The organism is Geodermatophilus siccatus, from assembly GCF_900103785.1.
GTDB classification, from domain to species: domain Bacteria; phylum Actinomycetota; class Actinomycetes; order Mycobacteriales; family Geodermatophilaceae; genus Geodermatophilus; species Geodermatophilus siccatus.
The window spans coordinates 342,176-365,581 of sequence record NZ_FNHE01000002.1; the positions used below are offsets into that span (position 1 = coordinate 342,176).

17 protein-coding genes are annotated in these 23,406 nt (G+C 74.3%); 3 read left to right on the forward strand and 14 right to left on the reverse strand.

Going from position 1 to position 23,406, the window contains the following annotated elements; genetic code table 11:
• Positions 1 to 160 precede the first annotated feature (160 nt).
• Positions 161 to 3,307, forward strand: coding sequence for a M14 family metallopeptidase (locus BLS21_RS04880; RefSeq protein WP_091215119.1), 3,147 nt, complete (start codon positions 161 to 163; stop codon positions 3,305 to 3,307).
• Positions 3,308 to 3,406: 99 nt separating this feature from the next.
• Here the strand turns inward: BLS21_RS04880 and BLS21_RS25500 are convergent, their stop codons facing one another.
• From BLS21_RS25500 to BLS21_RS04895, 3 genes are all read right to left on the reverse strand, one after another.
• Positions 3,407 to 3,934, reverse strand: a complete 528-nt coding sequence (locus BLS21_RS25500) for a DUF1707 SHOCT-like domain-containing protein (protein WP_217635985.1) — start codon at positions 3,932 to 3,934, stop codon at positions 3,407 to 3,409.
• A 244-nt stretch (positions 3,935 to 4,178) separates the two neighbouring features.
• Positions 4,179 to 5,405: a phosphoglycerate dehydrogenase gene (serA, locus tag BLS21_RS04890; protein ID WP_175479422.1), complete on the reverse strand. Its 1,227-nt coding sequence runs from the start codon at positions 5,403 to 5,405 to the stop codon at positions 4,179 to 4,181.
• A 170-nt stretch (positions 5,406 to 5,575) separates the two neighbouring features.
• Positions 5,576 to 7,648 (reverse strand): DEAD/DEAH box helicase, encoded by a 2,073-nt coding sequence (locus BLS21_RS04895; RefSeq protein ID WP_245700062.1) that lies wholly within the window; start codon positions 7,646 to 7,648, stop codon positions 5,576 to 5,578.
• Between the two features lie 893 nt (positions 7,649 to 8,541).
• Here BLS21_RS04895 and thrS point away from each other — a divergent pair.
• The gene (thrS, locus tag BLS21_RS04905) at positions 8,542 to 9,777 is read left to right on the forward strand and encodes a threonine--tRNA ligase (RefSeq protein WP_091214566.1); all 1,236 of its coding nucleotides are present in this window, start codon (positions 8,542 to 8,544) and stop codon (positions 9,775 to 9,777) included.
• Between the two features lie 14 nt (positions 9,778 to 9,791).
• On the opposite strand, the gene BLS21_RS04910 is transcribed toward thrS, so the two are convergent.
• From BLS21_RS04910 to BLS21_RS04955, 10 genes are all read right to left on the reverse strand, one after another.
• Complete coding sequence (locus tag BLS21_RS04910; protein WP_091214569.1) at positions 9,792 to 10,760, reverse strand: MsnO8 family LLM class oxidoreductase; 969 nt, start codon at positions 10,758 to 10,760, stop codon at positions 9,792 to 9,794.
• A gap of 126 nt (positions 10,761 to 10,886) precedes the next feature.
• A complete protein-coding gene (locus tag BLS21_RS04915; RefSeq protein WP_091214572.1) occupies positions 10,887 to 11,678 on the reverse strand; it encodes an IclR family transcriptional regulator in 792 nt (263 codons plus the stop codon).
• Positions 11,675 to 12,685, reverse strand: coding sequence for a PDR/VanB family oxidoreductase (locus BLS21_RS04920; RefSeq protein ID WP_091214574.1), 1,011 nt, complete (start codon positions 12,683 to 12,685; stop codon positions 11,675 to 11,677). The genes BLS21_RS04915 and BLS21_RS04920 overlap by 4 nt, the downstream gene beginning before the upstream one ends.
• 14 nt (positions 12,686 to 12,699) lie before the next feature.
• Positions 12,700 to 13,974: an aromatic ring-hydroxylating dioxygenase subunit alpha gene (locus tag BLS21_RS04925; protein ID WP_091214577.1), complete on the reverse strand. Its 1,275-nt coding sequence runs from the start codon at positions 13,972 to 13,974 to the stop codon at positions 12,700 to 12,702.
• A gap of 40 nt (positions 13,975 to 14,014) precedes the next feature.
• Positions 14,015 to 15,517, reverse strand: a complete 1,503-nt coding sequence (locus tag BLS21_RS04930; protein ID WP_091214580.1) for an MFS transporter — start codon at positions 15,515 to 15,517, stop codon at positions 14,015 to 14,017.
• A 176-nt stretch (positions 15,518 to 15,693) separates the two neighbouring features.
• Positions 15,694 to 16,563, reverse strand: a complete 870-nt coding sequence (gene couO / locus BLS21_RS04935) for a 4-hydroxyphenyl-beta-ketoacyl-CoA hydrolase (protein WP_091215125.1) — start codon at positions 16,561 to 16,563, stop codon at positions 15,694 to 15,696.
• Positions 16,564 to 16,589: 26 nt separating this feature from the next.
• A complete protein-coding gene (locus BLS21_RS04940; protein ID WP_091214583.1) occupies positions 16,590 to 17,534 on the reverse strand; it encodes a 3-hydroxyacyl-CoA dehydrogenase NAD-binding domain-containing protein in 945 nt (314 codons plus the stop codon).
• Positions 17,531 to 19,498, reverse strand: coding sequence for an acetoacetate--CoA ligase (locus tag BLS21_RS04945; RefSeq protein WP_175479423.1), 1,968 nt, complete (start codon positions 19,496 to 19,498; stop codon positions 17,531 to 17,533). Before BLS21_RS04945 ends, BLS21_RS04940 begins: the two co-directional genes overlap by 4 nt.
• On the reverse strand, positions 19,495 to 20,331 hold the full coding sequence (locus tag BLS21_RS04950) for a crotonase/enoyl-CoA hydratase family protein (RefSeq protein WP_091214586.1): 837 nt from the start codon (positions 20,329 to 20,331) through the stop codon (positions 19,495 to 19,497). The genes BLS21_RS04945 and BLS21_RS04950 overlap by 4 nt, the downstream gene beginning before the upstream one ends.
• Positions 20,328 to 21,917 (reverse strand): acyl-CoA synthetase, encoded by a 1,590-nt coding sequence (locus BLS21_RS04955; protein ID WP_091214589.1) that lies wholly within the window; start codon positions 21,915 to 21,917, stop codon positions 20,328 to 20,330. Before BLS21_RS04955 ends, BLS21_RS04950 begins: the two co-directional genes overlap by 4 nt.
• A gap of 94 nt (positions 21,918 to 22,011) precedes the next feature.
• On the opposite strand from BLS21_RS04955, the gene BLS21_RS04960 reads away from it, so the two are divergent.
• The gene (locus BLS21_RS04960) at positions 22,012 to 22,479 is read left to right on the forward strand and encodes a MarR family winged helix-turn-helix transcriptional regulator (RefSeq protein WP_091214592.1); all 468 of its coding nucleotides are present in this window, start codon (positions 22,012 to 22,014) and stop codon (positions 22,477 to 22,479) included.
• Between the two features lie 15 nt (positions 22,480 to 22,494).
• Here the strand turns inward: BLS21_RS04960 and BLS21_RS04965 are convergent, their stop codons facing one another.
• The gene (locus tag BLS21_RS04965; protein ID WP_091215129.1) at positions 22,495 to 23,364 is read right to left on the reverse strand and encodes a PaaX family transcriptional regulator; all 870 of its coding nucleotides are present in this window, start codon (positions 23,362 to 23,364) and stop codon (positions 22,495 to 22,497) included.
• Between the last annotated feature and the right edge of the window lie 42 nt (positions 23,365 to 23,406).

Here is a 23,406-nt window from a genome sequence, read left to right on the forward strand (position 1 = left end):
CGCTTCGTGACCGGGCGCGGCCGTTGCGGCAGCACGCCCCGGAGCCGCTCCCGCCCCGCCCCGGCTCGCGCGTGGGTGAGGGATGGACGTGCTGTTCCGCGCGGACGCTGTGACGGGCTATCGGGTCCCGCTCCCCTGCCTCGTGGTCTGGACGGTCGACATGGTGCTTGGCGCTGAACGCCCTCGCGGCGGGCCCGTTCCCGCCCTCCTGGTCCTGCTGCTCGTGCTGGGGGGACTCACCGGCACGGGGACCGCCGCGAGCGCCGCGCCCTCGGCCGGCGGCGAGGGCGCGGTCGCCTACACGGGCGAGCTGACGCCCGAGCAGCTGGCCCTGGTGCTGGACAGCGGGCTCGACCGCCGGGAGGTGCTGACCGCGCCCGGTGGTGCACCCGGTTCGGTACGGGTGGAGGTCGTGCTCGGCGAGCGCAGGGCGGACGCCCTGATGGCGGAGGGCGTGCCGCTGCGGGCCCGGACGGCCACCGCGCAGACCGCTGCGGCGACGGCCGGTGTGTTCCGTCCGTGGAGCGGTGCGGGCGGGCTGCGCGAGGAGTTCGTCGCGCTCGCGGAGGCGCACCCGGACCTGGTGGAGCAGGTCGTGATCGGCCGTTCCGTCACCGGGCAGGAGATCCTCGCGTTCAAGGTGACCGCGGATGCCCGACGGACGCCCGACGGCAGTCGCCCCGCGGTGCTGTACGTCTCGACCCAGCACGCCCGCGAGTGGATCACCCCGGAGATGACCCGGCGGCTGATGCGCCACGTCCTCGACGGCTCCCGCACCGACCCAGGACTCCGCGGGCTGCTGGACCGCACCGAGCTGTGGTTCGTCCCCGTGGCGAACCCGGACGGCTACGACCACACGTTCACCACCGACCGGCTGTGGCGCAAGAACCTGCGGGACAACGACGGCGACGGCGTGATCACCGCGGTCGACGGCGTCGACCTCAACCGCAACTTCCCGACCCGCTGGGGCTACGACAACGAGGGCTCGTCCCCGTCGCCGGACAGCGACGTCCACCGTGGTCCGGCGCCGGCGTCCGAACCCGAGACGCGCGCCCTCGACGGGCTCATGCGCCGGGTGGGCTTCGAGTTCCTCGTGAACTACCACTCCGCGGCCGAGCTGCTGCTCTACGGCACCGGCTGGCAGGTCGCCACCCCGACGCCCGACGACGTCGTCTACGAGGCGATGGCCGGCGACGACGCCGATCCCGCGGTGCCCGGCTACGACCCGGACATCTCCGCAGAGCTGTACACCACGAACGGCGAGACGACCGAGCACGCCCAGGAGGCGTACGGCACGCTCGCCTTCACCCCGGAGATGGCGACGTGCCAGACGGCCAGCGCGGCCGACCCCGGCGACGCCTTCGAGCCCGGCGCCTGCGGGAGCGTGTTCGAGTTCCCCGACTCCGAGCCGCTGGTCCAGGCGGAGTTCGACAAGAACCTCCCCTTCGCCCTGGCCGTGGCCCGGTCGGCGCAGGACCCGTCGAACCCGGTGTCGGTCGTGGGCCGCACGGTGCCGGACTTCGTGCTCGACCCCTTCCCCGTCTCCTACGGGACCCCGCAGCCGGTCGCCGTCACAGCGCGGCGCGACCTGCGCGACCTCGAGCTGCGCTACCGGGTCGACGGCGGGCCCGAGCAGCGCGCGACCGTGCGCGAGTGGGGCGGCGGCGAGCGCTACGGGGACGAGGGCGACACCTACTACGCGGAGTTCCGCGGGGACGTCAGCGGCGCACGCGTGGGACAGGACGTCGAGGTGTGGTTCACCGGCGTGCGGCCCGGCCGCGGCCCGGTGAGCAGCGAGCGGTTCAGCTACACCGTGGCACACGACGGCGGGTCGGTCCTGGTGCTGGCCAACGAGGACTACGAGGGCTACAACCCCGGAGAGCCGGGGGCCACCACCGCACCCCGGTACGCGCAGCAGTACGTCGACGCGCTCGCCGACGCCGGCCTCGGCTCCGCCGTGTGGGACGTGTCCGCCCAGGGGGTGCCGCACGACCTCGGGGTGCTCGGCCACTTCGACAGCGTGGTCTGGTACCTCGGCGACAACCGGCTGACCCAGGACGCCGAGGACGTCGTCACCGATGTCCTCGGCGCACCGCTGGAGGACGCGGCCGTCGCCGAGCGGCAGCAGTACCTGACCCTCGCGGTCCGCGACTACCTCAACGGAGGCGGCACCCTCACGCTCACCGGTGAGACGGCGGCCTACCACGGCGTGCTCGGCACCGGGCTCGGCGGCATCTACTTCGGACTGGACGGCGCGCCGGACCAGGACTGCGTGGTGACGGTCGACCCGCTGAGCGACTGCCTGCTGCTCAAGGACGACTTTGTCCAGTACTACCTGGGCGCGTTCACCCGGTCGCCGCGGTCGGCACCGGAGTTCCTGGACGGGACGGGCACGCCGATCCGCGGCACCAGCACGGAGCTGGGGGCCACGCCGAGCAACCCGATCGACGAGGCCGGGACGTTCCTCCCCACGAGCGCCGTCCTGCCCCCGGACCGGTTCCCGCAGTTCGCGAGTGCCGTGTCCGGCGAGTACCGGGGTGGCCCGCCGGGCAACCTCGAGACCTTCGAGGGCGAGTGGTTCGCCGCGGCGGCGCACGCCGACAACTCGTACATGAGGCTCACCCGCACCGTCGACCTCACGGACGTTCCCGCGGCGCAGACGCCGACGCTGCAGTTCGCGCTGTCCCACGACGTGGAGAGCGGCTACGACAACGTCATCGTCGAGGCCCACCCCGTCGGCACCGACGCGTGGACGACGCTGCCGGAGGTCGGCGGGCTCAGCGACAGCGAGCCGCCGACGGCGTGCGAGGTCGGGGTCCTGCTGGAGCGCCACCCGTTCCTCTCGCACTACCTGACCGGCGGCGCCCCCTGCCGGCCGACCGGGACCACAGGGGTGTGGAACCGGATCACCGGTACCTCCGAGGGCTGGCAGCAGGTCGGCTTCGACCTGTCCGCCTACGCGGGCGGGCAGGTCGAGGTGGCGATCAGCTACGTCACCGACCCGTCCACGGGCGGGGCCGGGGTGTTCGTGGACCAGACGCGGCTGGTGGTCGGTGGCACGGCCGTCGAGCCGCAGGGCTTCGAGACCGACCTCGGGCCGTGGACGGTGCCCGGCGCGCCCGAGGGCAGCCCGCCGAACGTCGGGGACTTCGTGCGGGCGCAGTCACAGGTCGGCGCGGCGATCACCACCGAGGACACCGTGCTGCTCGGGTTCGGGATCGAGCAGGTGCCCGACCCGGCAGCCCGGGCAGCACTCCTCGGGGGGATCGTGCGCAGCCTCATCACCGGGGCTGCGACGGCGGGCTGAGATCCCCGCACCCCGGCGTCGGGGAGACGACGGGCACGACCGGAGGTCGCGGTGCTCCCGGGTGACCGGTGCCCGGACGGCTGCGGACCGCCGAGCAGCTCAGTCGTCGCCCCACTCGTCGTCGTCCCAGGGGTGGTCGTCCCAGGGGTGGTCGTCCCAGGGGTGGTGGTCGTCCCAGGGGTGGTGCTCCCAGCCCCCGTGCGAGTCGCCGCCGCCCCCGCCGCCACCGCTGTCGGACAGCGCCACCCCGCTCAGTGCGCCGACGAGGACGAGGAAGAGCGCGGTGACGAGGAGCACGACCGCCACCCGCGCCGGACGCAGCCGGCCGGTGGTGGCGGTGGCCAGGGAGGCCCGCACCTGCTCGACCGCGAGCGTCCCGAGCGCCCGCCAGCCGGGCGGGGTGCGCTCCGGCGGCGCCGGCGGGAGGTCGTCGGTCAGGGGGGCGAGGTCGGTCAGGTGGACGGCGGCGAAGGCGTCGGCCATCCGCTCGCTGCCCTCGTCCGGCGTGAGCAGGCCGCGGGCCACCGCGTCCTGCAGGCGCTCGACGGTGGCGAGCCGGTCGGCGTCCGACGCGCGCACCCGCGGTGCGGACCTGCCCGCGCTGTCCGGGTCGATGAGGGGTGGCATGGCTGCTCCTCCCGGGGAGGCGACGCGGAGAGGGCCACAGCCTGCACCCGCGCCCGGGGCACGGGGCGGGTCCCGGCGCGCGCGGGTCCGCGACGACACGAGGCCCCGCGCGACGGGTGCGCCACGCAGGGGCCTCGTGCCGCTCCGTGTCCTCAGGCGCCCGCCGGTGCCCGGAGCGGCTGCCGGGTACCCGCCGGCCGCACCGCCCGTGCCGGCCGCGACGGTCCGATCCGGCCCACGGCACTCAGCCGGGCAGCACGTGGACCCGGATGGTCTCGGGCATGCCGCGCATCCGGTCGACCACGGCCGGGGCGAGGGGGCCGCGCACGTCGGTGACCACGTAGCCGACCGGCCCGGAGGTGGCGAACACCTGCTGCTCGACGTTCAGGTCGCCACCGGCGAGCAGCTCGTTGACGTGGGCCAGCGTGCCCGGCTGGTTGCGGTGCAGGAGCACCAGGCGCACGGTCCCGGCCGGGCGGGCCGGCTGCACCTCGGGCAGGTTGACGCTCAGCCCGGTGGTGCCGTGCTGCAGGTACCCGATCAGCTTGGTGGCCACGAACCGGCCGATGTCCTGCTGCGCCTCCTCGGTGGAGCCGCCGACGTGCGGGGTGAGGATCACGTTGGGCAGCCCGCGGAGGTCGGACTCGAACGGGTCACCGGCCGCGGCCGGCTCGTCCGGGAACACGTCGACCGCGGCGCCGGCCAGGTGACCGCTGTCGATGTGCCGGCGGAGGGCGGCGTGGTCGACGACGAAGCCGCGGGAGAGGTTGAGGAACAGCGCGCCGGGCACCATGGCCGCGAACTGCTCCTCGCCGAACATGCCGCTGTTGCCGGGCCGGCCGTCGACGTGCAGCGACACCACGTCGGAGTCGGCGAGCAGCTCGTCGAGCGTCGCGCACCGGCGGGCGTTGCCGAGCGCGAGGCGGTCCGCGGTGTCGAAGAAGGACACCCGCATGCCGAGCGCCTCGGCGAGCACCGAGAGCTGGCTGCCGATCTTGCCGTATCCGACGATGCCCAGCCGCCGTCCGCGCACCTCGTGGCTGCCCTTCGCCGACTTGCGCCAGATCCCCGTGTGCATGGCGTCGTCGTGCACCGTCAGGCGGCGGGTGAGCGCGATGATCTCGGCCACCGCGAGCTCGACCACGCTGCGGGTGTTCGAGAACGGGGCGTTGAACACCGCCACCCCGTGCGCGGTGGCCGCCTGCAGGTCGATCTGGTTGGTCCCGATGCAGAAGGCTCCGACCACCTGCAGGTCCGGGGCCTGCGCGAGGACGTCGGCGGTCACCTGCGTGCCCGAGCGCAGTCCCAGCACCTGCACCCCGTGCAGCCGTCGGACCAGCTCTCCGGGGTCCAGGGCACGGTCCACCTGTTCGACGGCGACGCCGCACGTGGCCAGCAGGTCGGCCGCGATCGGGTGGACACCCTCGACCAACAGGGCCCGCACCGGACGTGGGGACACCGGGACGGTCATGCAAGGCCTCCTTGCCTCGGTCCGACTGCCGCAGGGACCGCCTCGGCCCTGCGAACTCCCCCTCTAGGAGGCGGATGTCCGCGCCGAGATACAGGCACGAGGCACGCACCGGCCGGCCGTCGCGACGGGACCGGAACAGCGGGCCCCCGCACGCCCGGGACCGCGCCCGTTCAGGAACCCGGGGCGTCCCCTCGTCCGTGCGACGCACGCAGCGCATCGGTCAGCACCGCGACCAGCGCCTCGAGCTGCACGTCGGCCGACGCGGAGACCTCCTCGTCGGACCCGTCCAGCGCCCGGGCGGCCAGACCCGCCTTGCTCTCGATCAGCTCGGCGATCCGGGCGTCGATGGTCTGCGCGGCGACGATGCGCCACGCCGTGACCGGCTCGGTCTGCCCGATGCGGTGGCTGCGGTCGATGGCCTGCGTCTGCTCCGCGTCGGTCCAGGACAGCTCGGCCAGCACGACGTTCGAGGCCACCTGCAGGTTCACCCCGACGCCGGCCGCGGTCAGCGAGCACACCGCGACGGCGACGTCCGGGTCGCCCACGAAGGCGTCGATGTTCGCCTGCCGCGCCGTGGGGGTCTGGTCGCCACGGATCGACGAGAAGCGCACCCCCTGCCGGGCGAAGGCCTCCTCGGCGGCGTCCATCACGTCGACGTGCCTGGCGAAGAAGACGACCTTGCCGGCGCTGCGGGCCAGCTGCGCCGCGTAGTCCGCGGCCAGTTCGGCCTTCGCGAGGCCGATGCGCCGCAGCATGGTGAACACGTTCTCGCCGGACTGCGCGGACGCCGCCTCCTTCAGCTCCGACCGGGCCACCCGGCGGACGATGTCCATGTCGATGCCACCGTCGATGCCGTCGACGACGGCGTCGGAGGACCGGTGCGCGAGCGCGGTCTCGTACCGCGCCGTCATCCGGCGGGCGAGGTCCCGCTCGGCCGCCCGGATCGACCGGCCGACAGGTCCGTCCAGCTCGACGGGGAGGTCGGCGATGCGGCGGGCGGGGATGTCGGCGGCCACGTCGACCTTGCGGCGGCGCACGATGCCGAGGTCGATCACGCACTGGCGCGCCGCCGCGTGGAAACCCCGGTCGGCGGGCGTCAGGCCGGTGTCGTCGAGCGCCTCCATCAGCTCGTCGAGGGGCTTGCTGTCGTCGATCCAGCCCAGGTACTGCCAGATGGTCCGGAAGTCCTCGATGTCGTTGATCAGCGGGGTACCGGTCAGCGCCATCAGCAGGGGCCGCGGGGTGCGGGACCGGATGCGGTCGGAGAGCGCGAGGACGTGCTGGGAGCGCTGGGAGGTCTTGTTCTTGATGAAGTGGGCCTCGTCCACGACCATCCCGCGGAAGCCGAAGTCGCCGAGCCAGCCCACGTGGCGGTCCAGCACCTCGTAGTTGACCACGACGACGTCGGCGAAGCCGTCGACCGTCTCGCCGTCGCCCTGCACCACGGTGGTCGCGCGGTGGGGCGTCCAGCGGGCCGCCTCACGGGCCCAGTTGGTCTTGACGACGTTCGGCACGACGACGAGCAGGGGGTAGGCGTTCGCCGCCTCCGCGGCGAGCAGTGCCTGGGCCGTCTTGCCCAGCCCCGGCTCGTCGGCGAGCAGGAAGGTCCGGTGGCCGGCAGCGGCTGCGGCGACCAGCTGCCCCTGGTGCGGCATCAGCTCCCGGCCCGCCGGGGTGAACCGTGCCGTCGGCACCGGGAGCGCCATGCACGCCGGGGCACCTCCGGCGGCGCGCTCGAACGAGCTCAGCAACGGGCCGAGCAGCTCCCAGCCGGCCAGGCGGCGCGGGCGGGCGGTGCGCTGCGGGACGGCGGAGAAGTCGGGGGCGAGGAAGGGGTTCGCCAGCTGCCGGGAGACCACCGACTGCGGCACGACCCGACGCTCCGTGCCGGCGGGAGCGGTCGCGGTCTCCGCCGGCATGATCTCCTCGGCCGCCGGTTCGATGCCGAGGTCGCGCAGGATCTCCCGCGCGAGCGAGCGGGCCGCGTCGGAGACGACGGCGTCCTCGGCGAGCAGCGCCAGCAGCCCGGCGTCCCGGACGGCGGTCGTCGCGAGGACGGTCGCGATGCCGTCCAGGCGCTTGAGCTGCTCGGCTCGATGACCGTCGCTGCCGGCCGCCGCGCGGACGCGGGCGCGCTCCTCGCGCAGCAGCAGGGCGACGGCCTGGAACGTCGTGCGCACGGCAGACGTGACGCGGCCGCGCCGGGCGGCCGCCTCGACCTCACGGACGGTGCGGGCGAGCACCGAAACGACGTCGCCGCGGTGGTGGACGCGTCGCTGCTTCCGCGAGGCGGTACGGCGAGCGCCGGTCTGGCGCTGGCCTGGTCGGACCACGAACTCCTCCTCTGGGATGCCGGGCACGGTGGCCGCGGCAGCATGCCGCACGGTCCCGCGGACAGAACGAGGGACGTCCCGAACGGAGGGCCTGGTGCTCCGAACGCCGAGCCGGCTCGCGGATCCCCGAGGATCGACGCCGCTGGCCCGGACAGGCCTGCTACGGGGACCCGGGGCCGCCGGTGGGCGGGCCGGTGACCACGGCACGGAGACGGTCGTCCTCAGGCGACCGGTCCGGTTCTCGTGGTCGGTGCCTCGATCGTGTCAACGCGAGCGGGAGCGCATGATTCCCGACGTCCACCGCTCGGCGCCCGAGCAGCATCTCACGTCCACCGCCGAGCAGCCGGGTGACGGTCGCCGGTGGCGCGGCGCGCCCGCAGCCGCCGTGCCCGCGGCTCGCCGCCGGTCCGGGACGACGTGCTGCGGTCGCGTGGAGCCGACCGCGTGCTCGGCCACGGATGCTGCCCGGAGCTGGAGGAGGGCCTCGGGTCGTCCGAGGGAGACGCCCACGAGCTCCCCGGTCGTCCTCGGCCGCAGCCCCACGGTGGCGGGGTGCAGGTACAGCGCGTCCGCCGTTCGCCTCGTGCCCGGGTCGTCATCGGGCAGCCTCCCGTGGGCCGCCCGGGTAATGCCCTTGCTCCTCGGACCTCCGGGTGTCATGGTCGGCGACGTGCTCATCGCGCTGCAGCAGACGACCACGTCGGAGGTCCTCCGGCGTCTCGCGTAGCAGCGCGCTACCAGTCCCGGGGAGCCAACCCCGGGTGTGCTGTCGGCGGTCGGTTCCCCTCGTGAGAGGAACCGAGATGTCCCCCAGCCCTGCCGAGCACTCCGGTCTCGGACGTGCCCTGGATCTCTTCGATACCTCCCCCTCGGTGGGTGCCGGGCTGCCGTTGTGGCTGCCCGACGGCGCCGTCGTACGCGCCGAGCTGGAACGGTTCGCCGTGGAACAGGCCCTCGCGTCGGGGTGCCGCCGCGTGTTCACCCCCGTGCTCGGCAAGCGGGAGTTGTTCGAACGCTCGGGACACTGGGACAAGTTCTCCGCCGACATGTTCCCGGAGATGCGGGTGGGCGGGGAGAGCCTCGTGCTCCGCCCGGCGAACTGCCCGCACCACACCCAGGTGTTCGCGGCCCGCCCGCACAGCTACCGGGACATGCCGGTGCGGCTGGCGGAGATCGGCTCGATGTTCCGCAGCGAGCTGTCCGGCGTCCTGGTCGGGCTCAGCCGGGTCCGGCAGATCAACCTCGACGACGCGCACTCCTTCTGCCGTCCCGACCAGGTCGTGGACGAGGTGCGTCTGGCACTGGACGCGATCCGGCACTGCTACGAGGTGCTCGGCATCGACATCCACCGGTTCCGGCTCTCCGTCCGCGGACCCGGCGGCCGCTACCTGGGGTCGGACGAGCAGTGGCGCACCGCTGAGGACGACCTCCGTGCCGCTCTGGACGCCACCGGCCTCGACCACGACGTCGCGCCGGGTGAGGCCGCCTTCTACGGTCCGAAGATCGACGTCCAGGTGGTGGACCACCGCGGCCGCGAGGAGACCCTCTCCACCGTGCAGGTCGACCACAACCAGCCGGAGCGGTTCGACCTGCACTACGTCGGCGAGGACGGCCGGAGGCACCGCCCGGTCATGGTCCACCGGGGGCTGCTGAGTTCGATGGAGCGGATGACCGCCATCCTCCTGGACGGCGGCAACGGTCGCTTCCCCACCTGGCTGTCCCCGGAGCAGGTCCGCGTGCTGCCGGTCAGCGAGGAGGCGCACGGAGCTGCCGCGCGCTCGGTGGTGACCCGACTCGCCAGGGCGGGCATCCGCGCGGAGCTGTCCGGACGTGGCTCGCTGTCGGTCCGCATCAAGGAGGCACACCACCGGCGGGCGGCATACGTCGCGGTGGTGGGCGACGCGGAGGCCGCGGACGACGCGGTCACCGTGTCCGCGCCCGGCTCATCGGGCCGGTCCTGCCTCCCGGTGCCCGAACTGGTCGAGCGGCTGGTCGGGGAGATCGCTGCCCGCCGTCGCGACCGGACCGTGGCCGGCTGACCCGTCCGGTCCGCTCAGGCCAGCAGCGCTGCGAGGGAGGCGTCGGAGTCGGCGAGCGCCGCGCGGTCGTGGGTCGAACCGGTGGCCAGCAGCTCGTCGGCCCCGGTGCGCTCGGCGAGCTGCTCGAGGCGGCGGCGGACCGTCCCCGGGCTGCCGGCGGGAACGGCGTCGAGGCCGCGCTCGACCCGGCCGGCGACCTGGTCGTCCCAGCGCTGGTCGCGGATGGCCGCCACCGGCTCCAGGGCGCCGAACACGCCGGTGCGCCGCGAGTCGACCATCGCCCAGACCTCGGGGAGCGCCAGCTCGCGGGCCTCGGCATCGGTGTCGGCGACCAGCACGTCGAGCGCGACGGTGACGTGCGGGCGGCCGTCCCGGTGCGGACGGAAGTTCCGTCGGTAGCCCGCGAGCAGGTCCCCCAGGTCCGGCCGGTCGAGCACCGGGCCGCCCAGCACGACCGGGAGGCCCAGCCGGGCGGCGACCTCGACCCCGCGGCCGGTGGCGAGCACGAAGAGCGGGACCGGCGCCTCGATGACCGGCCGGGCGGTGACCGGTGCGGTCCGCTCGAGGTAGCTGCGGAGCTCGACGACGTCGTCGGCGAACGTGTCCGGCGCCTCGCCGGAGCGGCGCAGGGCACGGCGCACCGGGGCGGTGAAGCCGAGCGAGCGGCCCAGGCCGAGGTCCACCCGGCCCGGGTACAGCGCGGCGAGCATCAGGAACTGCTCGGCCACGACGAGAGGCTGGTGGTGCGGCAGCATCACCCCGCCCGACCCGAGCCGGATCGTCGCCGTGTGCGCCCCGACGGCCGCCAGCAGCACCGCCGGCGCCCCGGACGCGACGCCGGGCACGCCGTGGTGCTCGGCCACCCAGAACCGGTGGTAGCCGAGCTGTTCCGCCGCGACCGCCCGCTCCACGGTGTGCGTCAGCGCGGCCCCCTCGGGGGAGCCGGCGCGGGTCCGGGAGCGGTCGAGCAGCGAGAGCCTCACACCGGGGCCAACCCGGGACCCCTCGCCCGGCTTCCGGCCGGGGGGCGGCGGCGCGCGATCGCCCGGGACACGTCGAGCGCGGTCGTCGCTGCGGACAGCCGCCGGCACTCCCCGCGGACACGGCCGTCAGGGAGCCCGCCAGCCCGCGCCGGGCGAGGCGAGGGTGCGGCCGATGCCGCGGGCGGCAGCCCGCACGCCGGGCGCGAAGTCGCGGACGGCGGCCGGGGAGCTCCCGCGCACGACGATGGACAACGCGGCCACCACGGCGCCGCTGACCTCGACCGGTGCGGCGACGGAGACGGCGTCCTCGGTGACCTGCCGGTCGCTGATCGCCATGCCGGTCCGGCGGACCTCGGCGAGCACCCGGCGCAACCGCCGCGGATCGGTGATGGTGTGCCGGGTGTGGGCCGTCAGCGGCTCGGCCAGCACGCGTTCCTGCACCTCGGCCGGGGCGTGGGCGAGCAGCACCAGGCCGACCCCGGTCGGAGGCAGGGCGAAGCGGCCGCCGACCCGGGTGAGCACACCGACGGCCGAGCGCCCGGCGATCCGCTCGACGAAGACCACCTCGGTGCCGTCGCGCACGGCGAGCTGCACGTTCTCGTGGGTGACCTCGTAGAGGTCCTCCATGAACGGCAGCGCCACCTCGCGCAGCCCCAGACCGCGTGGCGCGAGGGCGCCCAGCTCCCACACCCGCAGGCCCACCCGGTAGCGGCCGTCCTCGTCCCGCTCGACGCCGCCCCAGGCGCACAGTTCCCCGACCAGGCGGTGGGCGGTGGACAGCGGCACGCCGACGGCCCGGGCGATCTCCGACAGCGTGAGTGCCGGCCGCTCCCGCGTGAAGGCGTCGAGGACGGCGAGCAGCTTGCCGCCCGCCGTCCGTCGCGCCGGCAGCGGACCGGCGCGCAGGCCGCTGGTCACGGGACGTCGATGGAGACGACCCCCGGCCGCCCGTCGCCGCCGGCCAACCCCCCGGTGCGGGCGCTGACCACGCGCGACACGCAGCACTGCAGCCGGTCGCCCACCCGGTGCTGCTCGTCGCTGAGGAAGACGTCGCGGTGGTCGATGACCCCGTCGACGTCGAGGACCTTGACCTCGCACAGGCCGCACTCGCCGCGACGGCAGTCGAACATCATGTCCGCGCCGCAGGCCTCCAGCGCCTCGAGCATCGACACGTCGTGCGGCACGAGGGTCTCCAGGCCCAGCCGCGGGATGCGCACGGTGAACGCCTCGGGGGCGAACCGGCCGCTGCTGCCGAACGTCTCGAACCGCAGGTCGGCCGGGCGCCGTCCGGCCTGGGCCCAGGCGGCCTTGATCGCGTCGAGCATGGGGGTGGGACCGCAGACGTACAGCTCCCCGCCGTCGGGGACGCCGGCGACGAGCTCGCCGACGTCGAGCGAGCCGCCCTCGTCGTCGATCCGCAGGTCGAGGCGGTCGCCGTGCTCGGCGACCAGCTCGTCGAGGAACGCCATGAGGCCCCGCGACCGGGCGCCGTAGACGAAGCGGTAGTCCGCGCCGCGGGTCTTGAGCGCCCTGCCCATGGCCACCAGAGCGGTGACGCCGATCCCCCCGGCGGCCAGCACGTACCCGGGCCTGCCGTAGTTGAGCGGGAAGTTCTGCAGCGGCTGGGTGATCGACACCTCCTGCCCCCGGCGCAGGCCGTGCATGAAGGCCGAGCCGCCCCGGCTCTGCCGGGCCAGCTGCACGCCGAGCACCAGCTCGGTGCCGTAGCCGCTCATGCCCACGACGGAGTACGAGCGGACGTCGGCGCGGCCGTTGACGTAGACCCCGATGTCGATGTGGCTGCCGGGGGGCGCGGGCACGTCGGGCTGCTCGGGCTCCAGCACGATCCGCCGGACGTGCTGCGCGACCTCGCAGACGTCGATCACCCGCGCCCGCCCCCACCGCTTGGCGCTCGTGGCTGCCATGTCGGTCGCTCCGGTTACAGGCCGCGGCCCATGAGGCCGGCCGTCGGCTGCTCCCGGTGACGGGCCACGCCACTGGCCACCTCGGCCGCCTGGCCGGCTCCGCCGTCCCCCGGCGGCTCGGCGTTGGCCGCGGCGGTGACCTCGGCCATCGCGGCGGCGGCGTGCCCGGCCACGGCCCCCACCGCCCCGGTGTCCGAGCCGAGCTCGGCGTCGATCATGCGCTGCACGATCCGGCGGGTCCACATGCTGCCCGCGTCGATGTTGAGGTTGTAGAAGTCGTAGTCGGGGTTGGCCTCGATCCCCCGCTGCTGGGCCTCGAGCATCAGCTCGTCCTCGAAGAAGACGTTGGACACGCCCTCGCGCAGCCGGGTGGTGATCACCTGCTTGTCCAGGCACCAGTCGCGGGCGAACGCCCACAGGTAGTGGCAGGTGTTGTCGGTCTCCGGCGTCATCGTGTTGATCACCGTGCCGGTGACCCCCTGGCTGCGGTCGCCCTCGGGTGCGCCCGTCCCGGCCTTGGCCACGCCGACGTCGATCGCGATCGTCGAGGGGGCGGTGTAGCGGATGATCTGCCAGCGGTCGACCGGCCCCTCGTAGCCGGGGAAGCGGTCCTGCAGGTTGCGCTTCCAGAACGGCGGCGGCTCGATGCCCAGCATCCACTTGGTCACCGTCACCGTCCGGTCGGTGTGGGTCACGGTGAACTCCGACTCCGAGAGCGCGTCGTGGCCGATGCTCGAGCCGTGCACGAACTGCTCGTGCGTGAGGTCCATGAGGTTGTCGACGATGAGCTGGTAGCTGCAGTTGACGTGGATCGTCTTGCCGTCGCCGGCCCAGTCGGGGTGCTCGTTCCAGTACAGGTCGGGCACCAGGGCCGGGTCGGCCAGCGCCGGGTCGCCGGGCCAGACCCACACGTAGCGGTGCCGCTCCACGACCGGGAAGGAGTGCACCGAGGCGCTCGGGTTGATCGTCTCCTGCGCCGGCATGAAGGTGGCCCGGCCGTCGGGGTCGTAGCAGATGCCGTGGTAGCCGCACATGATCTCGTCGTCGCCGCGCAGCTTGCCCATCGACAACGGCGCCAGCCGGTGCCAGCAGGCGTCGGCCAGCGCGACCGGACGGCCGCCCGTGGTCCGGTAAAGGACGATCGGCCGGTTGGCGACCGTCGTGGCCAGCAGGTTGCGCCCCACCTCGTGGTCCCACGCCGCCGCGTACCAGGCGTTGAGCGGGAACGAGCGGAAGGAGGCGTGCCCGGTCGGGCGGCCGATGGAGGCGGGAGAGGTCGAACCGGTCATGTCGGGGTCCCTTCAGAGGTCTCGGAGGGGTCGGGGGCGGTCAGGCGGGGATGGGGTCCTCGTGGTGGGCCGGGGACTCCCGGACCATCGCGTAGAGGAAGAAGGAGACGATCATGATCCCGGCGGCGACGTAGACCCCGGGAGCCCAGCTGCCGGTCGCGTCCCGGAGGATCCCGCTGACCACCGGGCTGAGCACGGCGCCGATCTCGGAGACGAGGTTGAGCATGCCGAAGGCCGAGCCGCGCTCGCTGGGGGGCACCAGGTCGCCGGTCATGCCCTGCACGATCGGCTGCAGCGCGTTGAAGAAGACACCGGAGCTGAACAGCAGCAGTCCGAGCAGCGCCAGCGAGGGCAGCTGGTCGCCCTCCCCGCCGGAGATGCTCCAGCCGAAGACGAGCACGAGCACCGAGTAGACGGCCGTGCAGACCAGCGCGAGCGGCTTCCGGCCGCGGCCGCGGCGGACGGCGCGGTCGGCGAGCCAGCCGCCGACGGGGAAGCCGAGGATGCCGGCACCGGCGTTGAACGCCGCGGTCAGCGCGGCGGCCAGCAGGCTGCTCTGGGCCGCCTCGCGCACGATCTGCACCGACCAGAAGCTGAAGAACCAGAGGTTCCAGAGGATCGCGATGTAGGCGACGTAGATCAGCCACATGTTGCGGTTGAGCAGGGCGGCGCCGCGGCCGGACCGCTGCACGCTGCGCACGATGATCCCGATGTAGACCAGGGCGATGACCGACGCGATGGTCGCGGTCAGCCACTCCGGCCACTCGAAGCTCTCGGCCATGAGGAACAGCGCGACGATGACGACGAAGGTGGGGGCCGAGAACAGGATCAGCCGCAGGAACGGCGGGCCCAGCCGCAGCGCGCCGCCGAGCCGGGACCGGAAGAACCCGAACGCCACCGTGGCGACGACGAAGGTGAAGGCGGCGAAGACGAAGAACGGCATCCGCCAGGCGCCGTCGCCCATGCCCAGGGAGGCGCCCCAGTCGATGAGGATCGGCGTGAGGATGATCCCCACGGTCAGGCCGATGGACAGGCCGGTGATCACGATGCCCAGGCCGAGGGTGCGCCGGGCCGCCGGGGTGTGCGCGATGATCAGGGTCCGGTCGTTCGAGTAGAAGACGCCCTCGCCCAGCCCGGTGAGCACGCGGGCCGCGACGAAGGCCACCAGCCCGGCCATGAGGCCGGAGACGACGGTCAGGACGCCGGCCGCCAGCAGCGACACGATGATCATCTCGCGGTGCCCGAACCGGTCGCCGAGCCGCCCGCCCGGGTACTGGGTGAGCATGTAGCCCAGGAAGAACATCGAGCCGACCAGGCCGCCCAGGGTCGCCGGGTTGGACGCGTCGCCGATGAAGCCCGCCTGGTTCTGGATCATCCACGCGATGACCGGGCCGGTGACCGTCCGGTCCGCGTAGCTGACCACCCAGCCGAGCAGCAGCACGGCCCACAGTGCCCGGTAGGGCACGACGGGGTGGTCGTCACGGCCGGCGTCGAGCAGCTGCTCCTCCCGGGCGGTGTCGCTCTCGGAACTCCCTGACGCCATGTGCCGCTCCCTCCCGACCGAGGACGTCGCCACGGATCGGCGACCGATGGAGGGGAAAGAGTGACGCAGGACACCGCCGCGGGTGTACGCCACTTCCGTGTGGTGGAAGACGTATTCGGCCGGGTGTCCGTCCCGAGCGCGGACGACGCACCGGGGGCCGCCGGGGTGCCTCCCGCTCAGCCGGTGAGGCCGAGCACCCGGAGGGCGTTCTCCTTCAGGATCAGCGGGCGGACGTCGTCCTTGATCTCGAGCGCCTCGAAGTCGGCGCGCCACCGGTCCGGGGTGATGACCGGGAAGTCCGAGCCGAACAGCACCTTGCGCTTGAGCAGGGTGTTGGCGGCCCGGACCAGCTGCGGCGGGAAGTACTTCGGCGACCACCCGGACAGGTCGATGTAGACGTTGGCCTTGTGGGTGGCGATCGAGATCGCCTCGTCCTGCCACGGCACCGACGGATGGGCCAGCACGATCGTCAGGCCCGGGAAGTCGGCGGCGACGTCGTCGAGCAGCATCGGATCCGAGTAGCGCAGCTTGATGCCGCGCCCGCCGGGCAGGCCGGCGCCGATCCCGGTCTGCCCGGTGTGGAACAGCGCAGGGACGCCGAGCTCCTCCAGGGCCGCGTAGAGCGGGGAGAAGCGGACGTCGTTGGGCTCGAACGCCTGCAGGCTGGGGTGGAACTTGAACCCCCGCACCCCGTGCTCGGTCACCAGCCGCCGGGCGCGGGCGACGGCCGCCTTGCCGGCGTGCGGGTCGACCGAGCCGAACGGGATGAGCACGTCGGGGTGCTCGGCGGCCTGATCGGCGATCTCCTCGCTGGACAGCGCCGGGTGCCCCGTGCCGGCCGGGGCGTCGACGGTGAACACCACGGCGGCCGTGCGGCGGGCGCGGTAGTGCTCGGCGATCGACGCGACGGTCGGGGTGCGGTCCTGGTCGGCGCGGAAGTACTTCGCCGAGGCGTCCATCAGCTCCCGGTCGAGCGAGAAGCAGCCGTGCGCGTCCTGCTCCACGTGCACGTGCACGTCGATGGCGTCCAGGGCAGCGGGGTCCAGGGTGGTGGTCACGGGGGTCCTCCCGGTCAGGTCAGGCCGTTGTCGGCCTTGGCGGCGAGCAGGGCGTCCAGGACGGCGTCGCGGCGGGCGACCAGGTCGGCCTCGTCGGTGCCGGCGAGCTCCTCGTCGACCCCGGCCACCAGCTGCTGCACCAGCTCGGGGGTGAGGGTGACCCGGCCGAGGTCGCGCCACCAGCGCTCGGTCGGCGGGCCGAGGTGCTCGAGCACGTGCGCGATGCCGCCGGGGCCGCCCGAGAGGTGCTGGTTGAGGAACGGCCCGAGGACCGCCCAGCGCAGGCCGGGGCCCTGCGAGATCGCGGTGTCGATGTCGCTGACGGTCGCCACGCCGCGCTCGACGAGCGAGTAGGCCTCCTGCCACAGGGCGGCCTGGAGCCGGTTGGCGACGTGGCCGGGCAGCTCCTGGCGCAGCCGGATGGGCCGCTTGCCGACGGCGGCGTAGAACGCCATCGCCCGCTCGACGGCCTCCGGGGAGGTGCGCTCCCCCGGGACCACCTCGACCAGCGGGATGAGGTGCGGCGGGTTGAACGGGTGGCCGATCACCACGCGCTCCGGGTGCCGCGGGCAGCCGCGCGCGATGACGCTGGGCAGCAGGCCCGAGGAGCTGCTGGCGAGGACGACACCGGGCCGGGCGGCGACGTCCAGCACGGCGAACAGGGCGTGCTTGACGTCCTCGCGCTCCGGGCCGTTCTCCTGCACGAAGTCGGCGTCGGCCACGGCCTCGGCGGCGTCCGCGGTGAAGGCCAGCCGGTCGGTCGAGGCACCCTCGGCCAGGCCGAGCCGCTCCAGCACCGGCCAGTGGGCGGCGACGTCGGCGCGCAGCCGTTCCTCCGCGCCGGGTCCGGGGTCGGTCGCGGTGACGTCGAGGCCGTGCGCGAGGAAGTGCGCGGCCCAGCTGGCGCCGATCACCCCGGTGCCGACGACCGCGACGCGCTCCACTCCCCCGGTGCTCACGACGGCCTCCGCGCCGCGGCGAGCCGGACGAAGGTGTCCAGCGACGTGGGCTCGGCGAGCACGTCGCGGCTGGCGACGTCGTCCAGCCGGGCGCCGAGCAGGATCTTCTTGGCCGGGAGCTCGAGCTTCTTGCCGGTGCGGTTGCGCGGGACCGCCGGGACGGCGACGACGCCGTCCGGGACGTGCCGCGGGGACAGCGCCGTGCGCAGCGCGCCGGCGATCCGGCGGCGCAGGTCGTCGTCGAGCTCGACGCCGTCGCGCAGCTGGACGTAGAGCAGCAGCTCCCCGTTGCCGCCGGCCGGGTCCTCGAGGTGCACGACGAGGCTGTCGACGACCTCGGGCAGCTCCTCGACGACCCGGTAGAACTCCGCGGTGCCCAGCCGGACGCCGCCGCGGTTCAGGGTGGCGTCGGAGCGGCCGGCGATGACGCAGCTGCCGACCTCGGAGAAGCGGATCCAGTCCCCGTGCCGCCAGACGCCGGGGTAGTCCGCGAAGTAGGTGGCGCGGTAGCGGCTGCCGTCGTCGTCCCCCCAGAAGCCGACCGGCATCGAGGGCATCGGCGCGGTGATCACCAGCTCGCCGAGGTCGCCGACGACCGGGTTGCCCTCCTCGTCGAACGCCTGCGCGGCCACGCCCAGGCAGGGCCCGGAGATCTCGCCGGCCCAGACCGGCTGCAGCGGGCTGCCCTGGACGATCCCGCTGCAGACGTCGGTGCCGCCGCTGCCCACGTTGAGCAGCACGCCGGGGCCGAGGTGCTCGTGCACCCAGTGGTAGCCCTCGGCGGGCAGCGGGCTGCCGGCGGCGCCGAGCTGCCGGATCCGGGACAGGTCGAACTCCTCGGCCGGTCGCACGCCCTCCTTGCGGCAGGTCATCAGGTAGCCGGGGCTGGCGCCCATCAGCGTGGCCCCCGTCTCGGCGGCCAGCTGCCACTGCCAGCGCAGGTCCGGGTGCAGCGGGTTGCCGTCGACCATCACGATCGAGGCGCGCACCAGCAGGGCCGACACCAGCGCGTTCCACATCATCCAGGCGGTGGTGGAGAACCAGAGGATCCGGTCGCCGGCGCGCAGGTCCCAGCTCAGGCCGTGGTTCTTCAGGTGCTCCAGCAGGATCCCGCCGTGGCCGTGCACGATCGCCTTGGGCCTGCCGGTGGTGCCGGAGGAGAACAGCACGCACAGCGGGTGCGCGAACGGCACCGGGTCGAAGGCGAGCTCGGCGGGTCCGGCGAGCAGCTCGTCCCAGCCGACCGCGTCGGGCAGGGCGTCCGGCCCGTAGGGGACGTGCACCACGTGTCGCACGGTGGGCAGCCCGGCCCGGATCTCGGCCACCTGCTCGCGGCGGTCGACGTCCTTGGCGCCGTAGCCGTACCCGGCCACGGCCAGCAGCACGGTCGGCTCGACCTGGCCGAAGCGGTCGACGACGCTGCGGGCGCCGAACTCGGGGGCGCAGCTGGCCCAGACCGCACCGAGGCTGGCGGTGGCGAGGAAGGCGACCAGGGTCTCGGGCGTGTTGGGCAGGTAGGCCACGACCCGGTCCCCGCGGCCGACGCCGAGCCGCTGCAGGCCGGCGCGGGCGCGGGCGACCTGCTCCCGGAGCTGCCCCCAGGTCAGCTCGACCGGCGGCCGGGTCTGCGAGTGCGCGACCACCGCGACCTCGTCGGCGTCGGAGCCGTCGAGCAGGCCGACGGCGTGCTCGGCGTAGTTCAGCGTCGCGCCCGGGAACCACTCGGCGCCCGGCATCTCCCGCCGGCCCAGCACCCGCTCCGGTGCCGTGGCGAACCGGACGTCGAAGAAGGCCGCGACGGCCGACCAGAAGCCCTCGAGGTCCTCGACCGACCAGCGGTGCAGGTCGGCGTAGCCGTCGAAGCGCAGCCCGCGCTCGCGTTCCAGCCAGCCGAGGAAGCGGCCGATCTCGGTGGTCTCGCGGACGTCGTCCGCCGGCGGGCGCAGCAGCTCCGGCCCGCTCACCGCCCCTGCACCTTCCCGGCCCGGCCCTGGAGGAATGCCTGCATCCGCTCCTTGGCCTCGGTGCTGCCGGTGGCGACGGCGGCCATGAGCGACTCCATGAGGTAGCCCTCGGCGGGGTTGGCCTCGGCGATCCGCGGCAGCGCCTGGAGCACGGCGAAGTTGGTGACCGGGGAGTTGGCGGCGATCGCGCGGGCCAGCTCCAGCGCCTTGGCCAGGCCCCCGCCGGGCCCGGTCAGGTAGTGCGACAGGCCCAGGGCCTGCCCCTCGTCGGCGCCGACCACCCGGCCGGTCAGCATCATGTCGGCCATCCGGTGGACGCCGATCAGCCGTGGCACCCGCACCGACGCGCCGCCGCCGACGAACAGCCCGCGCTGCCCCTCGGGCAGGGCGTAGAACGCGCTCGGCTCGGCCACCCGGATGTGCGCGGCCGAGGCCAGCTCCAGCCCGCCGCCGATCACCGCTCCCTTGAGCACCGCGACGACCGGCAGCCGGCCGCGCTCCAGGCGGGCGAACGCGCGGTGCCACATCATCGAGTGCTCCAGGCCCTCGAAGGCGTCCCGCTCGGTCAGCTCGGACAGGTCCAGCCCGGCGCAGAAGTGGTCGCCCTCAGCGTCGAGGACCACGGCCTTCACGCCGGCGGGCGGGGTGCTGAAGAACGTCTCGATGCCCAGCACGGTGGGATCGTTCAGGGCGTTGCGCTTGGCGGCGCGGGTCAGCCGCAGCACGGCGACCTCCCCGTGCCGCTCCACCTGCAGCGACGGCGGCAGCAGCGCCCGCACCTGGTCGTCGGACGGCGCGGGCAGCCCCTGCGGGGTCTCGGCGGCCTGGCTCATGACACTCCCTCCGGCCGCGGGGACACCACGGCGTGCTCGTCGGCGGCGCGGGTGCGCAGCTCGACCCGGCGGATCTTCCCCGTGGCGTTGCGCGGGAGCTCGCCCACGACGACCAGGTGCCGGGGCACCTTGTAGCGGGCGAGGTGGGCCTCGAGGTGGGCGCGCAGCTGCTCCTCGGTGAGGGTGGCGCCGTCGCGGAGCTCGACGTACCCGACGCCGACCTCGCCCCAGCGCTCGTCCCGGAGGCCGACGACGGCGCAACCGGCCACCTCGTCCAGCTGGACGGCGACCGCCTCGACCTCGGCCGGGTACACGTTCTCCCCACCGGAGATGAAGACGTCCTTCACCCGGTCGACGACGTGCGCCCAGCCGTCCTCGTCGACCCGCAGCACGTCGCCGGTGCGGAACCACTGTCCGTCCACGAAGCTCGCGGCGGTCTCCTCGGGCCGGCCCCAGTAGCCGGGGAACACGTGCGGCCCCCGGACGAGCAGCTCGGCGGGCTCGCCGCCCACCGGCTCCGGCCGGCCGTCGCGCAGCTGGGCCACGTCGGTGAAGAAGTGCGGCACCCCGACGGCCGTCGGGTGGGCCGCGGTGCCGTCGTGGGTGCTCATGTACACGCCCGGGGATGCCTCGGTCATGCCGTAGCCCTGCAGGAGCCGCACCCCGCGGTCCAGCCAGGCGCGGGCGACCCGCTCCTGGACCGGGGACCCGCCGTACTGCACGACGGCCAGCGAGCTCAGGTCGGCCGTGTCCCAGGCCGGGTGCTCGCACATCATCTGCAGCATCGTGGGGACGGCGGAGAAGCTGGTGATCCGCGCCGCGGACACCCGCTCGAGGACCACGCCGGGGTCGGCCTTCGGGACCAGCTCGACGCTGCCGCCCTTGAACAGCGTGGGCAGCGTGACCTGGCCCAGGCCGACGCAGTGGAACAGCGGGGCGATGCACAGCGCGCGGTCGGTGCTCAGCACGTCGACGTGCGCCAGGTAGTTGATCGTGTTCCAGGTGAGGTTGCCGTGCGTGAGGACGGCGCCCTTGGGGCGGCCCGTCGTCCCCGACGTGTAGAGGATGAGCGCCGCGTCGTCGAGGCCGACGGAGGGCTCCTCGGCGAGCGCGGGGCCGGCGGCGACCTCGGCCCCGTAGTCCCGGCCGCCGGCCGGGCAGCTCGCCGGGTGCACCGCGACGACGTCGCGCACCCCGGCCGGCAGCGGCGCGGCGGCGTCGACGAGCGCGTCGGTGTCGGCGCTGTGCACGAGGACCGAGGCGCCGGAGTCCTCGAGCATGTAGCGGATCTCGGGGCCGGACAGCCGGTAGTTCAGCGGGACGGCGATCGCGCCCAGCAGCCAGGTGGCGAAGAAGGTCTCGAAGACCTCGACGGCGTTGACCCCGAGGTAGGCGACCCGGTCGCCGCGCTGCACGCCGAGGCGCTCCAGCGCGCCGGCGAGCCGCGCGGTGCGGTCGGCGAGCTGGGCGTAGGTCAGCGTCCGGTGCGGGTCGGCGAGCGCCGTCCGGTCGGGGGCGATGCGCGCCCGCCGGGCCGGCCAGCCGCCCAGGCCGGCGACGGGCGCCTGCCGGATCGCAGTCTCCATCACGGTCCTCCGCTGGGGTGGGTGTGGCCGAAACGATAACAGGGTTCCTTCTATCTGCGGTAGCCTCGGTCCACGAGCGACGGAGGTGGGACCGATGGCGGCACGACCGGCGGATGCGCTGCCCGCGCGACCGCGGACGCCGTCCCTGCTCTACGCGGTCAAGCAGGTGGAGCTGGCCGTGCGGGCCCACCTCGACGAGCTGCTGCGGGTGTCGGGCACGACCGTGCTGCAGTACACGGCGCTGACCGTGCTGGCCAGGCGGGACGGGCTGACGACGGCCGAGCTGGCCCGCAACTCGTTCGTCACGCCACAGGCCATGGGCGAGCTGGTGACCGCCCTGGAGCGCCGCGGGCTGATCGAGCGGCGGCCGGACCCGGGCAACCGCCGCCGGCTGCTGATCAGCCTGACCGGGGCGGGCGCGGAGCTGCTCGCGGGGCTGGACGAGCCGGTGCGCGGGCTCGAGGAGCGGATGGTGTCCGCGTTCACCGCCGACGAGCGGGCCGCGTTCGCCGACCACCTCAACCGCGCCCGGGCCGCGCTGGCCGCCGAGCCGGCGCGCTGACCGGCCGACGCCGGGTCAGCTCCGGGCGGGCGCGTCGTCCGGGACGACGTCGAGGACGTCGGCGACGACCGCCCGCGCCTCGTCGTCGAGCTCGGCGTGCAGGCCGAGGAACAGCCGCTGGGCCCGCTCGGCAGGCCACCCCTCCGGCAGGTGCTGGACCGGCAGCCGCGGGTCCTGCCGGATCACCCGCAGCCAGTCGGTCTGCAGCGCCAGCTGCCAGGCCAGGGCGTCGGGGAGCTCCGGGCGCCGCTCGGGCACCTCCCAGCGCTCGAGGAACCCGCGGTAGCGCGCGGCGATCGCGTCGAGGTCCCAGGCGTCGCGCACCATCGCGTCGACGTCCGTCGGCGGCAGCGCGCGGGCGGTGAACACCCGGATGTGGGCGGACAGGCCCGGGTCCCCGGCCACGGCGGAGACGTCGGCGCCGGACGGCGCGACCCAGAGCCCGCCCTGGAGCGGGCCGAACCCGGCCCACAGCAGCCGGGACCGCAGCTCGTGCCGCTGGCTGCGCTGCGCGTCGGGCAGGGAGAACCCGAGGAGGGTCCAGGCGCCGTCCCAGCGGGTGTTGACCGCGCCGACCCGCCAGACGCGCGTCTCGCCGTCCCGCAGGACCTCGCGCGACCGCGGGGTCAGCCCCAGGTACACCTGGCGGCCCTGCCGCACCCGGCGCAGCAGGCCGCGGCGGGCCATCCGGCTCAGCGTCGAGCGGACGGCGTGCTCGGAGACGCCGACGCGGCCGAGCACCTCCAGGACGCTGCCGGTGGAGACGGCCACGCCGCGGCCGAGGACGTAGCCGCCGAAGAAGGTCAGGAGCAGCGACTGGGGGCGCGGCGCACCGGCCGGCTCCCGGTCCTCGTCCTCCGGCGCATCGACGCCTGGCACCGCCATGTCGATCACTGTAGATCCGTAGCGATGTTGGGCAGTTCGTTG

What these genes read in the sequence shown, in the direction of transcription:
- serA (WP_175479422.1), bottom strand. Translation starts at nt 5,405, where the DNA reads ATGACCGTCCCGGTGTCCCCACGTCCGGTGCGGGCCCTGTTGGTCGAG.
- BLS21_RS04930 (WP_091214580.1), bottom strand. Translation starts at nt 15,517, where the DNA reads ATGGCGTCAGGGAGTTCCGAGAGCGACACCGCCCGGGAGGAGCAGCTG.
- BLS21_RS04880 (WP_091215119.1), top strand. Translation starts at nt 161, where the DNA reads ATGGTGCTTGGCGCTGAACGCCCTCGCGGCGGGCCCGTTCCCGCCCTC.
- BLS21_RS04950 (WP_091214586.1), bottom strand. Translation starts at nt 20,331, where the DNA reads ATGAGCCAGGCCGCCGAGACCCCGCAGGGGCTGCCCGCGCCGTCCGAC.
- BLS21_RS04920 (WP_091214574.1), bottom strand. Translation starts at nt 12,685, where the DNA reads ATGGCAGCCACGAGCGCCAAGCGGTGGGGGCGGGCGCGGGTGATCGAC.
- BLS21_RS04965 (WP_091215129.1), bottom strand. Translation starts at nt 23,364, where the DNA reads ATGGCGGTGCCAGGCGTCGATGCGCCGGAGGACGAGGACCGGGAGCCG.
- BLS21_RS25500 (WP_217635985.1), bottom strand. Translation starts at nt 3,934, where the DNA reads ATGCCACCCCTCATCGACCCGGACAGCGCGGGCAGGTCCGCACCGCGG.
- thrS (WP_091214566.1), top strand. Translation starts at nt 8,542, where the DNA reads ATGTCCCCCAGCCCTGCCGAGCACTCCGGTCTCGGACGTGCCCTGGAT.
- BLS21_RS04955 (WP_091214589.1), bottom strand. Translation starts at nt 21,917, where the DNA reads ATGGAGACTGCGATCCGGCAGGCGCCCGTCGCCGGCCTGGGCGGCTGG.
- BLS21_RS04925 (WP_091214577.1), bottom strand. Translation starts at nt 13,974, where the DNA reads ATGACCGGTTCGACCTCTCCCGCCTCCATCGGCCGCCCGACCGGGCAC.
- BLS21_RS04960 (WP_091214592.1), top strand. Translation starts at nt 22,012, where the DNA reads ATGGCGGCACGACCGGCGGATGCGCTGCCCGCGCGACCGCGGACGCCG.